The 16120-nt window shown below is 39.8% G+C and carries 11 protein-coding genes; 6 read left to right on the top strand and 5 right to left on the bottom strand.

Annotated elements, in window-relative coordinates:
* The first annotated feature begins 32 nt into the window (after nucleotides 1-32).
* Entirely contained in the window at nucleotides 33-1556 is a 1524-nt protein-coding gene (locus tag H5162_RS14295) for a leucyl aminopeptidase family protein (RefSeq protein ID WP_182718306.1), read from the top strand.
* Nucleotides 1557-1626: 70 nt separating this feature from the next.
* On the opposite strand, the gene H5162_RS14290 is transcribed toward H5162_RS14295, so the two are convergent.
* The gene (locus tag H5162_RS14290) at nucleotides 1627-3264 is read right to left on the bottom strand and encodes a methyl-accepting chemotaxis protein (RefSeq protein ID WP_182734626.1); all 1638 of its coding nucleotides are present in this window, start codon (nucleotides 3262-3264) and stop codon (nucleotides 1627-1629) included.
* A 177-nt stretch (nucleotides 3265-3441) separates the two neighbouring features.
* Nucleotides 3442-5667: a S9 family peptidase gene (locus H5162_RS14285; protein WP_182759591.1), complete on the bottom strand. Its 2226-nt coding sequence runs from the start codon at nucleotides 5665-5667 to the stop codon at nucleotides 3442-3444.
* A 116-nt stretch (nucleotides 5668-5783) separates the two neighbouring features.
* Here H5162_RS14285 and H5162_RS14280 point away from each other — a divergent pair, with 116 nt between their 5' ends.
* Together H5162_RS14280 and H5162_RS14275 are read left to right on the top strand one after the other, a co-directional pair.
* Nucleotides 5784-6179, top strand: coding sequence for an HIT domain-containing protein (locus H5162_RS14280; RefSeq protein WP_145241160.1), 396 nt, complete (start codon nucleotides 5784-5786; stop codon nucleotides 6177-6179).
* Between the two features lie 135 nt (nucleotides 6180-6314).
* On the top strand, nucleotides 6315-7058 hold the full coding sequence (locus tag H5162_RS14275; RefSeq protein ID WP_182778824.1) for an ABC transporter substrate-binding protein: 744 nt from the start codon (nucleotides 6315-6317) through the stop codon (nucleotides 7056-7058).
* A 67-nt stretch (nucleotides 7059-7125) separates the two neighbouring features.
* On the opposite strand, the gene H5162_RS14270 is transcribed toward H5162_RS14275, so the two are convergent.
* Nucleotides 7126-8826, bottom strand: coding sequence for a dipeptidyl-peptidase 3 family protein (locus H5162_RS14270; protein ID WP_145241155.1), 1701 nt, complete (start codon nucleotides 8824-8826; stop codon nucleotides 7126-7128).
* Between the two features lie 283 nt (nucleotides 8827-9109).
* Here H5162_RS14270 and H5162_RS14265 point away from each other — a divergent pair, with 283 nt between their 5' ends.
* Entirely contained in the window at nucleotides 9110-9949 is an 840-nt protein-coding gene (locus H5162_RS14265) for an HDOD domain-containing protein (protein ID WP_145241153.1), read from the top strand.
* A 74-nt stretch (nucleotides 9950-10023) separates the two neighbouring features.
* Here the strand turns inward: H5162_RS14265 and rdgC are convergent, their stop codons facing one another.
* Nucleotides 10024-10935, bottom strand: a complete 912-nt coding sequence (rdgC, locus tag H5162_RS14260) for a recombination-associated protein RdgC (RefSeq protein ID WP_145241151.1) — start codon at nucleotides 10933-10935, stop codon at nucleotides 10024-10026.
* Nucleotides 10936-11056: 121 nt separating this feature from the next.
* Nucleotides 11057-12820: a HAMP domain-containing sensor histidine kinase gene (locus H5162_RS14255; RefSeq protein ID WP_145241149.1), complete on the bottom strand. Its 1764-nt coding sequence runs from the start codon at nucleotides 12818-12820 to the stop codon at nucleotides 11057-11059.
* Between the two features lie 283 nt (nucleotides 12821-13103).
* Here H5162_RS14255 and H5162_RS14250 point away from each other — a divergent pair, with 283 nt between their 5' ends.
* Both H5162_RS14250 and thrA read left to right on the top strand, forming a co-directional pair.
* Complete coding sequence (locus tag H5162_RS14250; protein WP_182731831.1) at nucleotides 13104-13469, top strand: response regulator; 366 nt, start codon at nucleotides 13104-13106, stop codon at nucleotides 13467-13469.
* Nucleotides 13470-13699: 230 nt separating this feature from the next.
* Entirely contained in the window at nucleotides 13700-16117 is a 2418-nt protein-coding gene (gene thrA / locus H5162_RS14245; protein WP_182778822.1) for a bifunctional aspartate kinase/homoserine dehydrogenase I, read from the top strand.
* Nucleotides 16118-16120: the final 3 nt, after the last annotated feature.

Genomic DNA, 16120 nt, shown 5'->3' with positions numbered 1-16120 from the left:
TCCTACGTATTTTGACAACAGGACCTTTTTTTATGGCATATCCTCACGCAGTTGCAGCCCCGCAATTAGATAACGCAAAACATGATGCGCTTATTATTATTGCCGATAACTTTTCTGAGTTAGACGACCCGAATCTAAGCCAAGCTATTAAAGCGCAAATGGCGGTTGATGCACGTATTGGTAAGCAAGTCACGCTGCTTGTTGTTGATTCTAAAAGGGTAATTTTAGCGCCGACAGGTCCATTAAATCGTGATTATGACGATGTACGTCGTTATTTTGATGCAGCTAAATTGGCTATCAATGAAGCTAAAGCATCAGGCAGTACAAAACCTGCTATTTACTTACCACAAGCAAGCCAAGATAGCCGTTATCAGTATGCCTTAGAAGTTGCTTATCTTGGTGCTTGCCAAGCGTTGTGGCAGCCGCTTGAGGCACGCGAGTTTCATGGTGAAAGCATTGAACCGATCACTCAAATAGCCTTGTTTGGTGCTAATGAGCAAACAATTAAAGCAGTGAATGCCATTGCCGCAGGGCAGTATGCTGCTCGTGATTTATGTGGCACTGAGCCTGAGCGTATGGCGCCACCACGTTTTGCTGATTACTGTGTAGATTTATTTAAAGGCAGCAAGGTCAATGTTGCAGTGATTGCAGATATTGCCACGATTGATAAAGAGTACCCGATGATGAGTACCGTGGCTCGCGCTTCATATGCGGTTGAGCGTCATCACCCTCGTGTTGTAAAACTTGAATATGTACCAGAGGGCGAAGTAACACGTACCTTAATGTTTGTCGGTAAAGGCTTAGTATATGACACCGGTGGTGCCGATTTAAAAGTGGGCGGGCATATGGCCGGTATGAGCCGTGATAAAGGCGGCGCAGCCTCTGTTGCTGGTTTTATGAAATCAGTGGCAGACTTTCAACCACAAGGCGTTAAAGTTATTGCTTACTTAGCGGTAGTTCGTAATTCAATTGGTTCTGATTGTTTTGTACCAGATGAAATTATTACTAGCCGTGAGGGCGTACGTGTTCGCATCGGTAATACGGATGCAGAAGGGCGCTTAGCTATGGGGGATTTACTCAGCGAGATGAAAGATTTAGCAAAAGGAGAAGTTAATCCTGAAATCTTTACGGTCGCAACGTTAACCGGACATGCAGCTCGTGCAATGGGACCTTACAGTGCATACGTTGAAAATGGCCCTGCACGTGCGGCTAATATTTCTCGTAAGCTGGCTGACAGTGGTGACTTATGGGCTGATGGTGCAGAAGTTTCTCGCAGCCGTCGCGAAGACTATGACTTTATTAAACCGCGTACTTTAGCTGATGACGTATTATCAAGTAACAATGCAGCATCAGCAGTTACCGCACGTGGTCATCAGTTCCCTATGGCATTTTTAGCTATTGTTGGTGGCCTTGATAAGCATGGTTGTGAGTCAGCACAGCCTTTACCTTATGTGCATATGGATATTGCCGGTAGTGGTGTTGAAGGTGGTGATTGGCAGCACGGTAAACCAACTGCAGCAGGCTTAAGCAGTTTATTTGCTCGTTACTGCTTATAATAAGCAGTATTAAATACAACAGCCCCGTCATATAAAATGACGGGGCTTTTTTGTAATTTGTTTTTGTTAATTAATCTAATTTAAAGCGATTAACCACATCAGTTAGCTGTTGGCTACTGTGTTTAAGATTATCGCTTGCACCAGAAAGTTGTGATGTATTGGCCAGAGATTGTTCGGTTGATTGCGATAGTTCATTAATTCGCAAATTGACTTCATCCGCAGCACTTGATTGTTGCTCAGTCGCACGGGCTATTTGACCATTCATATCGGTGATAACCGACACCAGACGTTCAATTTCAGTTAATGAGGTATTGGCAGAGCCAGCTTGTTGTACTGTGCTGGTGGATAATTGTTGGCTAGCTGTTACCGCCTCTACAGCCGCCTGTGCGCCTTTTTGTAATTTGGCTATCATCGCCTGAATTTCGTCTGTGCTCTTGCCTGTGCGACTTGCAAGAGTGCGTACTTCATCAGCTACAACGGCAAACCCTCGGCCTTGTTCGCCAGCACGTGCCGCTTCGATTGCAGCATTGAGTGCCAGTAAATTGGTTTGCTCCGCAATACCGCGGATCACGTCTAGTACCGATCCTATATTATTACTTTCTTGAGCTAAATCAGCGGTAACTTGACTCACAGTTTCAATGTTTTTGGACAGTGTTTCTATGGATTGAATTGTTTTAGCAACGACTTCTTTACCTTCAGATGCATTCACCGCGGCTTGGTTAGCGGCTTGTTCAGCCGCTTCGGCATTGCGACTTACATCATGAATTTGGTGGGTCATTTGCTCCATTGCTGCAGCGACTTGCGTTGAGCTATCGTTTTGCAGTTCAATAAAAGAATGATTGGTTTTACTCGCATCATCCACTGTTTGGGCATGCTGGTTAACATCATTGGCATTATTTGCCACTTGTTTAAGTGACTCACGCATTTTGGTAGTAAATAAATTAAAGTGGCGAGATAATCGTGATACCTCATCATTACCATTTTCATCTAAGGTTTGGGTTAAATCCCCTTCACCTTGAGAGATACTTTTCATCATATTTGCAGCAAGCCGAGTTGGCAGTAAAATACTTCTGGCGATTAAGTAACTTAAACTAATTAATAGCAAAATAATCACTGCGGCATTGAGAATAACTAAATTCCGTAAGCTGGCAAAAGCGTTATCAATAGTATCAATATAAACACCTGAACCGACTATCCATTGCCACGGGGTAAAACCTTTCACATAGGCTATTTTATCAACTGGTTGATCTTTACCTGGTTTAGGCCATTTGTAAGGGATAAAACCTTCACCACTTTGCTTAACTATTTTAACCATTTCAACAAATAACGGTACGCCATCTGGGTCTTTACTGTTGCTGAGTGATTTACCGTTTAATTCTGGTTTAAAAGGATGCATAACCATGGCTGGCTGAAAATTATTGATCCAGAAGTAATTGTCATTGTCATAGCGAATACTAGCTATTGTAGCTAGTGCACCTTGTTGGGCTTGTTGCTCGGTGAGTTCGCCGCTTTGTTGTAATGAATGATAATGGGTAATAACGCTATAAGCAGCTTCAACCAGATTTTTAGTTTTCGTATATTGGCCTGCTTTGAGTGAACCATATTGCTGAGTTAAACTAGTAATACTTAAAAAAAGTAAACCAACAACGACCAAACTTACCAAAATAGCTAAGCGCTGAAAAATAGTAAAACGGCGTAGGTACGACATAAAAAATCCTTTAGAAGTGCTCGCAGAAGGCGCGCATATATTAAGCGTAGTAAATATTACTTTAAAATCTAGTTAACTGTTCCTTGTTTTGGTCTAAAGTTTTTAAATAAATAGGATTATCATTAAGTCAAAAAAAAGGCTGATTTTTCAATCAGCCTTTATGCGGTCATTACTGATTTACTCTACATCAAAATGACGATTAAAGAAGTTAGTGATTGTTTGATGCAAGTGAGTTTGCACTTGTTTACCCCGTAAGCTGTGCTTGGAACCAGGATAAGTCATCATTTCAAATTGCTTTTCGTTATCTTGCAATTGTTTAAATAACTTAGTGGCATGGGTAAACAATACGTTATCGTCGGCCATACCATGGTAGATCATTAATGGCCCTTTCAAGCCATCTGCGTATGGAAATACCGCACTGTCTGCATAGCCTTTGGCATTTGTATCAGGATGTCCTAAATAACGCTCGGTATAGTGAGTATCATACAGTGCCCAATCAGTCACTGGCGCTCCAGATACGCCTGCTTGAAAATAATCACCAGCTTTAAACATGGTCATTAATGCCATATAGCCACCGTAACTGTGACCATAAATACCAATACGTTGTGGGTCAACATAATCAAGCGTACGTAAAAATTCGACGCCTTTTATTTGATCAGCCACTTCAACCACACCTAAATGTTTGTAAATGGCATCTTCAAACTTTTTACCACGATTATACGAACCACGGTTATCTAATTGGAACACTACATAACCTTGCTGTGCCATATATTGGAAATATAAGTTCTTGCTGCGCCAACTATTGGTTACGCGTTGTGCGTGTGGGCCGCCATAGACATTGACAAGAACAGGGTGTTTTTTACCATCATTTACCGTTGCAGGTTTAAATAAACGATAGTGCATCTCTTGACCATCATCAGCAGTCAAAGTGCCATATTCAGGCTCAGCTAGATCAGTAAGATAAGGAGTTAGTGGATGGTTTTCATCAAGCTTATTTTGTTCTAACCAAGTAACAAATTCACCGTTTACTTTACGCAGTGCAGCTGAGTTTGGCTTGTTGACCGATGAACTGTTATCAATAAAAGTTTTACTGTCTTTTGCCATTACCACATTGTGATAAGCACCTTGCTCAGTGATACGTTTAATATCGCCCTTTTTAAACAGTGGAACACTGTATAGCTGGCTTTCCAAAGGCGTGTCTTTGCGTCCGGCAAAGTAGACAATGCCTTTTTTCTCATCAATACCTTTTAAGCTATCAACCACCCAGTCACCATCGGTGATCTGACGCACTAACTTACCATTGGTACGATATAGATATAAATGCTTAAAGCCATTGCGCTCAGAGGCCCAAACAAAATGTTTTTTGTCTTTCAAAAACTGTAGATCAAAATGTAAGTTGATCCAGGTATCACTAGTTTCTGTTAAGGCGACTTTTTGCTCTGTTGTTTCGCTGTTATAAAAGCGCAATTCTAAGTTGTGCTGTGAGCGGTTTTGCCACTGATATGATAGGGTTTTGTCATCTTCTAACCATTTTGCACGGGCAATGTAAATGTCTTCGTCTTTACCTAAATCAACCCAATCAGTTTTTTGATTATCGAGCTTAACCACACCAAGTTGAATTTTTACATTATTAGTGCCGGTAAATGGGTAGCGTTGGTTAAACAGTTTCACTTCATCAGCGTAAATTTCATTGCGGATAGCTTCTTTAACTGGGCTTTCGTCAATGCGAGTGAAGGCTATTTTTGATTCATCACCAGACCACCAATAACCTGTCATTCGGCCCATTTCTTCTTGCGCGACAAACTCCGCCATGGCGTTTTTGATCACACCGCCGCCATCTTTACTCAGCTGAATTTCTTTACCTGATTTAAGATTTAGCGCATAAAGATTTTGCTCACGGACAAACGAGACAAAGTTTCCTTTTGGTGAAAAGCGTGCGTCGGTTTCAAATGCCTCAGTATCGGTCAGTTTACGGCTTTTTCCTGCTCCTAGCTCGTAATAATAGAGGTCACCATTAAGTGGAAATAACAAGGCTTTACCGTCTTTAGACCATTTGTATTCTAAAATACCTTTACCAAAAATACGTTGGCGCTCACGGCGTGCTTTTTCTTCGTCTGAGAGGTTTTCGGGGCCTGAAAAAAGTTTGGCAGAGTCGACTAAAATACGATTTTTGTTATCTTTTAAATTATATTCCCACAAATCATAACGGTTGTAATCGTCGCTTTTACCTTGCAGGTAGGTAACTCGGCTACCGTCTGGTGAAAACTTAAGCTGTACAGGTGCTTTACCCGCTAAACTTGGATCATCAAAAATACGTTCTAAAGTAAGAGGCTTAGCTTGCACTGTGATGGCTGTTGCCACCAAAGGTAGCAAGTATGAGAGGTGTTTAATTTTTTTTAACACGTGTTTACCTTCGCTCGAATAAAAACTGCAACGATGGTAAAGCCAAGCGTGGGCAACTGCAACTAAATGCTATAAAGTAGCGAAAATGTAATGCACTTAATTTGTAAGGAATAAAAATGACCGTTGAATTCTCTTTAGCCCCAGAACTTGCACGTGATTGTATTGAACTGGCCGATTGGCCATTATGCAAAGTGTTACTTATGAATGATAGTCAATACCCGTGGTTTATTTTAGTGCCTCGTAAAGCGAATTTAAAAGAGAGCATTGATCTAAGCGAGTCTGAACAGCTATTGCTAATGCAAGAGTCAGCGAAGTTAAGTCGGCTCCTCAAGGAGGTACTTAACCCAGATAAACTTAATGTCGCAGCGCTTGGTAACATGGTTCCACAGTTACATATTCATCATATTGCCCGCTATAAAACCGATGTCGCATGGCCTGCGCCAGTATGGGGGAAGTATCCCGCCGTGCCTTACAGTGAAGAGCAATTGGCACGTTTAAAAACACATTTTTAATCGTGGTTGAGTGTTTATATAACAGAATTTTATCATGGAATTATGACTTTTAGTTGGGTGAAAATAGACTATGCTTAGGGTCACTAAGTCGTGGCTGTTTATTACATTCAGTATATAAGGATTGCAAACTAACGGATGAAAGCTTTAGTATTGTTTACCTTGTTAATTGTATTTTCGCATCACAGTGCAGCAAATACATTTTACTTTGTTGGTACCACCTTTCCGTCGGTACTTGAAAAAAATGAACAAGGTCAAATAGAAGGCTTAGGCGCCGACATCGCAGGTGAGATTTGCCTGCGTTTAGGTTGCCAAATTAAAATTGATATTTTGCCATTTAAACGGGCGCTAAAAATGATTGAACTTGGCAAAGCTGATGCATTTATAGGCCCTTATAAGTCGGCTATTAGAGAGCAATATATGGTTTATAGTGAGGCTGCTTTCTATCAAGATCCGCTGGTTTTTTATGTCAAAAATAGTAATGAATTCCAGTGGCATAATAATTTAGAAACATTAAAAGAGTTATCGGTAGGATTAACAAGAGGTTGGAACTATGGTGACGATTTTGAGCAATATAAAAGTCAGTTGGAAGTTTCTGAAGTGGGTACTGTAGAAGCCAGTTTTTTGCAATTAATTCATGACCGTGTCGATATTATAGTGACTCATCCAAGAGCCGCACAGCCCGTTATTAAGCAGTTAAGTTTAGCTAATCAAGTTAAACAGTTACAACCGCCATTAATTGTTAATAAAGGCTATTTTGGTTTTTCAAAAAAACGTAATTTAAATGAGTTTATTACCTTATTCGATAAAGAATTAAATAATATGATTGCTAATGGTGAAGTAAAAAAAATGAGTGAAAAATATGGTTTAGCATTCCCGTAATAGCAATATTGAATTAAAAAAGGCGTTTTAGGTGAGCCCCTAAAACGCCTTTTTAGTATTAATTATATTATTCTAAACCTAACTCTTTCTTACCTTGTTTAAATGTGACATCTACAGGGATATTAGCTTGGCTTAGTTTTTCTAAATCTTTAGCAAGTTCCACTTTGATATCACCATGTGTGGCAATCAGTTGATCAACTTTCTCATAATCACCATCACCTTGTAAGGTTAAGATCAAACCAGATAGCTTGGCCATTGCTTGGCCCATTTTTTCCATATTTACGCTGTAAAGGCCTTGCTCATTTTTAGAGAATGCACCTTCTTCTGCGAAAAAGTTAAAGCGGATCATATTTGCTTTACCATGGGCACTTGATGCGCCAAAACGCACTGAGCGGAAAATACCGGCCATAAAAGTGATGTAATAATCTTCAAGTGTTCCCTCTGTTATCTCACCTTTTTTGAGTAACTGCTCAACCATGTATAAGCCTAAGATATCGGCTTTGCCTTCTTCTAAAGCACTGGCATGTTCTTGTAAAGACTGACGAACAGTGCCTTTACCTGTGATAGTATTTTTTATCCCTAAACCATGAGCGACTTCATGGAACATGGTATTGGCAAAAAATGCATCGAAAGTAATGTGTTTACGTTGCTCAGGAACAATTAACTGCTCAGCGATTGGCACCAATATTTTATCAAACTTAGCGCGCATAGCATTTTTCAGTTGTAAACGGCGAGTGCCTTTTTCAAGTTGTACTTGTTCGTCATTTGGTAAGTTAATAGCAATAGTTTTACTGCCAGCATTAGAATGGCCTGCGTAGTAAACAACATCATATGCATTTAAGTCCGCATCAGAGCCTGGCACTTCTTGTTTGTATTTGCCATCAACAGGGAGGCCTTTTTGTAGCTCTGGTAAAAATGCTGCAAATTTAGCAAGGCGCTCTGACCATGCTAAATCTTTCACTAATACATACGATTCGAAGGCTGCGCGAGAGCCGAACAATTGATCTTCATAGGTTTCGATTGGACCAATAACGATATCGATGGGGTTGTTCTTCATGTCCATCCAAGCAAAGTCTGATGCTTGATAATCATCGTTTTGTAGTGCATCTGCACGTAAATTCAGGTAACTAGCAAACTCTTTATCATCGGCAAGCTTGCTCGCCTCACGTAATAAGTTAGCCGCTTTTTCAAGGGCTTGAGCATATTCAACCGAATAGGCAACGCTATATAGCTTGCCTTGCTCATCTCGCTTAATGACTGAATACAGGCCATTTTTATCTGCTACGTCAGCCTTGTTTAGCTCTTCTTTAGTGATATCGGCTGGATAAAATTGAGCTCCGGCTGTTTTATCTTCATAGCCTGACAAAAAGACTTGATCGCCATTTAATCTATCCCATGGTCCATAGTTAATATCGGCAAATTTTTGTACTTTAGGATCATTGATTTTGGCTAAAAATGCCGCTTTATCTTCACCAAATGCTTGGCGCCAGAATAGATCATCCATAATTTTAGACGCATCAATAAGTTTTGCTATTAACGCTTTTTGGTTGTCGCTTAAATGTGATAAATCAGTCGTTAAACTAAAATCGGTATAGATATCAAGGCGACTAGTGTCAGCGTTAACAAGTTGTGGGCCGCTATCTTGTACTTGCTTAATTGAGGCTGCTGCGTCAGTTGACGCTTTAGGTGCGCTGGCTTGATCTGAACATGCACTAAGAAAAACGGCACCGGTGAGAATAAGTGCTTGGCTAATTTTATTGAGAGTCATTATATTGCCTGTTAAAAAGTAAGTTTAATTATAGATACCCTTGAGAGGGTATTTCGCTTCCTTGTTATGCCAGCATTAAAGCAAATCTTATGCGTAAATAGCAAGTTTCCTGTGTTGTGATGGTCTTAGCGAAGGGATATAAAGTGTAGTAGAAAAATAAACTAATATAATTTCTGTAATTTTCTTAACTTTAGCGGTAACTTAGACAATACTGTATTTATAAAAAATAAACATTCCATGGTTTGGGTGTATTAACAAATCAATACAAAAGGATGGCACATTTATGTCAACAGAAAACGCACTACTGACCATTTTGGTTGATCGTATAAATAATGACACGTTAGTTTTACCCACCTTGCCTGAGGTTGCGGTTCGTGTACGTCAAGCTGCCGATAATCCAGATGTAAACTTAGCGCAAATGGCTGATGTGATCTCTCATGATCCGGCATTAGCAGCACGGATGATAAAAGTCGCAAATAGTGCTTTTATGGGGCGAACAGTTAAAGTTTCTAATATAAATCAAGCGGTAACGCGTATTGGTCTGCGTCAAATCAAAAATATCGCAACAGCAATGGCGATGGAGCAACTGTTTGTTTCAAATAATGAGCTGATCAAAGGTTACATGGATAAGGCATGGCAGAAGACCTTAAAAGTAGCATGTCACTCAATTACTGTGATGGAGTTTTTCCTTAAGAAAAACAAGCAGACCTCATTGAATCGTGACACCATTACACTGGCATCACTAGTTTATAATATTGGTGTATTGCCTATTTTGACTGAAGCGGAACGTCACCCGGAAGTATTTGCCAATCCAAGCTTTTTAGCGCATGCGATTCAAAAGCTTAGCGGTAAAGTAGGGGGAGCCATCATGCGTGCTTGGGAGTTTACTGATGAATTTGTTGAAGTAGCAGAAAGCTGGGCCAATCCTAACTATCGCCCAGAGCATATTAGCTATGTTGATTTCATTCGTATTGGCGCGATTATGGAAGGTATTTTACAAGTTTCAGATAAGTCTGCAGCATTACAAACTTATATTGATAAAGGTGTGATCCCATCACTTGATATCTTCTCAAGTGATGAATATAACGATATGCTCGATGATGTGAAATCGGTATTTAGTTAAGTTAATTCGTCAGTTAAAAAAAGCGCCAATAGGGCGCTTTTTTAGTATTTAAAACTTAGTCAAAATTTAGGCTATTAGGCTAAATCTTCCACGTCACCTAAACCAGCCGTAAGTTCTTCTAGCATTAGTTTAATTTCTTCAGAGGCGAGAATAAAGTCAGCATCAAGTTTGACCAACATATCTTCTTTAGGGATGTCGGCGTTTTCTTCTTTTAATGTTTCAGAGTAGCTTAAGCGCTTAATAGAGCCATCATTTTGCAGCATGAACTTCAGGCGCTCTTGCCAATCTAGTGCAAGTTTTGTTACTCGCTTACCGCTTTCAAGGTGCGATTTAACTTCATCACAGGCTAAATCATGGCCTTTAAGCTTAACTTGAGCACCGCTATCGTCTGCTTCTTCAAGCTCTGCGTCAGAGCCAATAGCAAAGCCCTCAGGTGTACTGAAGTTAGTTAACCAGTCCGTTAAAAACACATCTAAGTCATAGTTTGCAAATGCAGGAACTACCGGCAATGTACCTAGTGATTTGCGAAGTAGTGCTAGTAACTCTTCTGCTTTATTAAAGCTACCACTGTTGACGACTACCCAGCCATTTTCTTGGTCAATAAAGGCAAACTGTAAACTCGACTTTTTAAAGGCTTGCGGTAATAAGCTATGGAGGATATTTTCTTTGAGCTCGTCTTTTTCTTTTTTCTTAACAGGGCGATTTTCTTCTGCTTCGATAAGTTCTATTTTTTCAGCAACCATATCGTTGATAACGGATGCAGGAAGTACTTTTTCTTCACGTTTAGCACAAACCAAAATACTCTTTTGCGAGAAATGGGAAAGGGTATCACCATGTTTACCAAAGGCTTTGGTCCAGCCAAATGTACTTAAATCTTGACTACCGCAAGGGCGAAATAAATCTTGCTCTAAGGCTTTCTCAAAGTCTTCTTGGGTGTACGACACGTCTTGCTTAAAGCGGTAACAAATAAGGTTACTAAACCACATAGGGAGATTGATCCATTCGGTAAATTTACCCAATCATAACAATAAAAAGCTGATGCGCAAATGACTGATTGGCCAAACGTTTAGCAATTAAGCAAAGTGTTAGGCAAACAGTCTCGGCGCATTAGTTATTAAATATAGACAAAGGTTTTGGCATGTCTTTAGGGAAACTAATATGATAATGCAAGCCGTTCCCCGGTGAGCTTGTCGCATCGATTTCGCCGCTCAAGGTTTGCTTGACCAAATTGAAAGTAATGTGTGTGCCCAGACCACTGCCGCCTTGATCGCGTTTAGTCGTAAAAAACGGATCAAACAGTTTTTCAAGTTGCTGTTCGGTAACGCCATTGCCATTATCTTTAAAGTCGATAATCACTTGGTCATCTTCATCTTTAATAGCAATGTCTATAATGCCATTGCTGACACCATCGAATCCGTGGATCAATGAATTCATAATCAAATTGGTAAAAATTTGACTGATAGCACCAGCAGGTAGATTTAAGGTTAAATCTACCGGGCAATCTAAATTAATATGATGACTGGTATTTTTTATCTTAGGGTGTAATGAGCGAATAATTTCACCTAGATATTCTTTTAGGTTGATAGTGCGCACAGCTTCACTGGCTTGATCAACCGCAATTTGCTTAAAGCTGGCAACCAGCTCTGAAGCACGGTCTAGGTTAGTGGTTAATAGGCTAGTACTTTGTTTGGCATCATTAATAAACTCCTCAAGTGCTTTAGGCGAGAGTGTTTTCTCTTTGTAAGCGTTTTCAATTTGTATTAAACGCTCTTGCAAAAAGGATGTGGCAGTAACCCCTATACCGACCGGGGTATTGATATCGTGGGTAATACCGGCAACTAAACCACCCAAAGCGGCCATTTTTTCTGAGCTGACTAAACGCTCTTGCGCCATATTGAGTTCATCAACATAACGTTGCATTTCAGTTTGTTTAGTTAGTAGCTCTTGCTCAGTATGGCGACGCAAATCAACTTCTTCGGTGAGCGTTAGTTTTTGTTTTTCCAACTCGTATTTTTGTTGCTGTAAATCCATCATAGCTTGACTTAAATTTGATGTTTTACGTGCCACTTCTTGTTCAAGTTGTAGATTTTGCTGATCGAGCTTTTCGTTACTTATTATCAATGCTTTTTGAGTTTGTTCAAGCTCTTTGCGGTATTGCACAACTTTATCGATCAACTTATTGAATGATTGTTCCATTACTTTTAATTCGTTGTGCTCAGTTGTTTCAATTTCGATATGTTGACCTTCGAGGTCATCTAATTGAAGATCTTCAATTTGCTCTGTTAGTTGTGCTAGAGGTTCAGTGAGTAGTTTTCTAAATGCCATTAAGAATAAGATGATTAAAAATGTAGTTTTGATCATCGCATTGCCAATTAAAAAATAAATTGAGATCATAATGCGACTAAATACCACTTCTCGGCTCGAAAATAGCGTGACATCACCAACTTGGGTGGCGCGGCCAGAAAATTCAAAGATCAATGGAAAGGTATAACCGAATAAGCCAGATGGAGTATCTTCGATAATCGCTTCTTCTTGTACTAATTGTTGGCTATATAGCTCGCGAATATCGAGTGAGCGACCTAATTGTGAGATTATCTCGCCGCTATCATCACGTACAATAATACCTTCAATCATTGGAATTGCTAATAAGCCTTCTGCTGTGGTGATGGTTTGTTTAGTGTTTAGCTCCCAAATAGCACGGGTTAAACTACGACTAAATGTTTTTTGTAAGGTCGTCAGTTCGTCACGTATATAATCTTTCGTGTTTACATATTCTGCAATAACTTGCCCGCACGTGACTACAAAAGTTAATAAAAAGTAGACGGATAACACGCTGGTAAGTAGCTTTTTTGATAGGCTTTTTTGTAGCATCGGTGGCCTATAGCTCCTTTATTTTTTTTACAAAGCTTAATTAATACCCTAGCAACGAGTACACTCAGTATTAAAGTTAGCTAATAAATGTTTAAAAATAAATAAAATAATCTTATTTAACAGTACAAACATTGTTAATTTTTCTTTTTTTAGCAAAAACTTAAGCTTATCGCTGTTAAATTTTTGTGTTATAAAATCACAACATTACTACAACATCGTTATTTATTGAGTGATAAGTTGTCTGCTCAGTAATCTATTATCCGTATTTTTAGTTGTCTATATTATGAATTTTTCCGTACTGGTGTGTGATGATTCAACAGTAGCACGCAAACAAGTTATACGCTGTTTAAATGAGTGTATCTCAGCAGATATTATGCAAGCAAAAAATGGCCGTGAAGCGTTAGAGTTAATGCATATACATAACTTCGATTTACTGTGTCTTGACTTAACTATGCCCGAAGTTGATGGAGTACAAGTTCTTGAAGGTATTAAAGCACAAAAAATTGAATGCTTTGTGCTGGTAATTTCGGCAGATATTCAACTTGAAATGAAACAACGCGTCGCTAAGTTGGGAGCTATAGCCTTCGTTGATAAGCCGATAGATAAAACAAGATTAAATGAAATACTGCATAAATTTGGCATTCATTAGATTTCTTTATAATCAAAAGGCATAATTTATCTTTTTATTTGGGGTTGACAGAATAGCCCTGTTTAAGGCAGTCTAAGGGCTATGAAAACAAATAATCACGCATTGACCATTATTATTACAACCACCATTCTTACTGGATAGTGGCATAGGTCGGTGCAACAAATTTAAAGGCCTGTGTTCACAACGAACACAGGCCTTTTTTCGTTTTATGGGATGAGGAAACATAAAAAATGCGAGTATTAAAATTTGGTGGGTCGTCACTTGCTGACTTTGCCTGCCTACAACAGGTAGCACAGTTAGTTAAAGCACAATTAAAAGACGAAATGTTATTGGTGCTATCGGCTCCAGGTGGCATGACCGATTCATTGGTTGCACTGGCAAGCGCTGCTGAACAAGGACTTGATTATGATACACAGTGGCACGCATTAATTGAGCGTTGCCAAAGCTTAAAAGCAGCCGTTGAAGCTGAATATGGTAGTGTTCAAAACTGGCCTGATTTAAACGAACTGCAAAATAAGCTAGCGGGTGTCAAACTCATCCAATGTTGTCCAGATCAAGTGCGTGCTTATGTTATTAGTTTTGGTGAGCGCATCAGTGTATCACTGATGCAGTGTCTATTAAGCTCACATAACGCCCACTACCTCGAAGCAACCGATTGTATTGCATCAACTAATGGTCATATTGATGCAGAAGCTGATCTAGTGGCGAGTAAAATTCGTTTTCAAACGGCTTTAAAAGCTAATCCTGCGACTATTTATATTATGCCTGGCTTTACAGCTAGCAACGAACAAGGCCAGCTAACTACACTGGGACGTAATGGCTCAGATTATTCAGCCGCAATTGCCGCAGCGTGTTTAGAAGCTGAAGTATGTCAAATTTGGACTGACGTTGATGGTGTGTACAGTGCTGATCCGCGTTATATCAAAAAAGCCACTAAAGTTGATTTTTTATCATATAAAGAAGCTATGGAGCTTTCTTACTTTGGTGCCAAAGTTCTCCATCCTAAAACAATTCTACCGTGCGCTAAAGCTGGCGTGCCGTGTGAAATTAAAAATACCCATAATCCGGATGCACAAGGATCACTGATCAGTAATGATAATGTGTCATCGGAGCCGGTAAAAGCGTTATCTAGTTTACAAAATCTTGCGATGCTAACGGTTTCAGGCCCCGGCATGAAAGGTAAAGTAGGCATGGCATCAAAAGTTTTTAATGCCCTTGCTCACGATAATGTTTCGATTGTACTGATCACTCAATCGTCATGTGAATTTAGTATCAGCTTCTGTGTCCATGAATCAGATTTGCCATTGGCTCTTGAGGCATTGCAAACTGCGTTTGAGCTTGAATCACAGGCGGGACTAATTGAACCTGTACAAGTGCAGCGTAATTTAGCAATCGTTACTTTAGTGGGTGATAATATGCGCGCTCATAAAGGCTTAGCTGCTAAATTTTTCGCATCACTTGCCCAAGCACAAGTTAACATTGTCGCTATTGCCCAGGATTCAACTGAAAGTGCAATTTCAGCAGTGATTGACGGCGAGCTGTGTAATGATGCTGTAAAAGTGTGTCACGAAAATTTCTTCACTCATATCCCATCAATTGATGTATTTTTATTAGGCTGTGGTTTAGTTGGCCAAGAACTTATTAAGCAGTTAGAGCGTCAGCAAGCATGGCTTGAAAAACGTAATATCAAACTAAACTTGTATGGTGTTGCTAATTCACGTCAATTACATCTTGATAGCGAAGGAATTGCTTTTGACGATTGGCAGCAAAAGTTGGCAGCATCAGAACAACCGTTTGACCTCAAACTGGTTGAACAATTTGTTAGGCAAAATCATTTAATCAATCCAGTGCTGGTTGATTGTACGTCTTCAGATGCTTTAGCGGCTCAGTATGTAGACTTTTTGAATGCCGGTTTCCACGTTGTGGCTGCAAATAAAAAAGCCAATACAAGTTCATATGCTTATTACCAAGATTTAATTACAGCAACGCAAAAAAATAATCGTAAGTTTTTATACGAAACAAATGTCGGTGCAGGTCTTCCAGTAATCGATAACTTACAGTCACTGTTTGGTGCTGGCGATGAGTTACTTGAATTTAGCGGAATTTTATCCGGTTCATTGTCATATATGTTTGGCGCATTGCAAGATGGTTTATCACTGTCTGAGGCAACCATTAAAGCAAAAGAGAGTGGTTTTACTGAGCCAGATCCACGTGATGATTTATCGGGCACTGATGTCGCGCGTAAGTTATTAATTATTGCCCGCGAAGCAGGTATGAAATTAGAGTTGAGCGATATCGAAGTTGAATCAGTGCTTCCTTTGTGTTTTGCCCAAGGTGATAACGTTGACGAATTTATGGCTAAATTGCCAAGTTTAGATGCTGCGTTTAATGACCGTATTCAAAGTGCTGCAAGTGAAGGCAAAGTGTTGCGTTATGTTGGTACTATCAAACAAGGCCACTGCAAAGTAGGTATTGAAGCGGTAGATGAAAAGCATGCTCTGGCTGTTATTCGTGACGGCGAAAATGCCTTAGCAATTTTGAGTGCATACTATCAACCACGTCCATTTGTTATTCGTGGTTATGGTGCCGGCTCAGCAGTGACTGCGGCCGGGGTATTTGCTGACATTTTAAAAACGTTATCGCGCTAGGAG

Origin of the sequence: Pseudoalteromonas sp. SR41-8 (genome assembly GCF_014163915.1) — a bacterium.
In the GTDB taxonomy this organism is placed as follows: Bacteria; Pseudomonadota; Gammaproteobacteria; order Enterobacterales; family Alteromonadaceae; genus Pseudoalteromonas; species Pseudoalteromonas rhizosphaerae.
Note: the sequence above shows the minus strand (reverse complement) of the source record. Positions and strands in the feature narration are given on the sequence as shown.

Bases quoted from the DNA above. Each gene is read 5' to 3' on its own strand.
- H5162_RS14295 (WP_182718306.1), top strand. From the start codon at position 33: ATGGCATATCCTCACGCAGTTGCAGCCCCGCAATTAGATAACGCAAAA.
- H5162_RS14290 (WP_182734626.1), bottom strand. From the start codon at position 3,264: ATGTCGTACCTACGCCGTTTTACTATTTTTCAGCGCTTAGCTATTTTG.
- H5162_RS14280 (WP_145241160.1), top strand. From the start codon at position 5,784: ATGACCGTTGAATTCTCTTTAGCCCCAGAACTTGCACGTGATTGTATT.
- H5162_RS14275 (WP_182778824.1), top strand. From the start codon at position 6,315: ATGAAAGCTTTAGTATTGTTTACCTTGTTAATTGTATTTTCGCATCAC.
- H5162_RS14270 (WP_145241155.1), bottom strand. From the start codon at position 8,826: ATGACTCTCAATAAAATTAGCCAAGCACTTATTCTCACCGGTGCCGTT.
- H5162_RS14265 (WP_145241153.1), top strand. From the start codon at position 9,110: ATGTCAACAGAAAACGCACTACTGACCATTTTGGTTGATCGTATAAAT.
- rdgC (WP_145241151.1), bottom strand. From the start codon at position 10,935: ATGTGGTTTAGTAACCTTATTTGTTACCGCTTTAAGCAAGACGTGTCG.
- H5162_RS14255 (WP_145241149.1), bottom strand. From the start codon at position 12,820: ATGCTACAAAAAAGCCTATCAAAAAAGCTACTTACCAGCGTGTTATCC.
- H5162_RS14250 (WP_182731831.1), top strand. From the start codon at position 13,104: ATGAATTTTTCCGTACTGGTGTGTGATGATTCAACAGTAGCACGCAAA.
- thrA (WP_182778822.1), top strand. From the start codon at position 13,700: ATGCGAGTATTAAAATTTGGTGGGTCGTCACTTGCTGACTTTGCCTGC.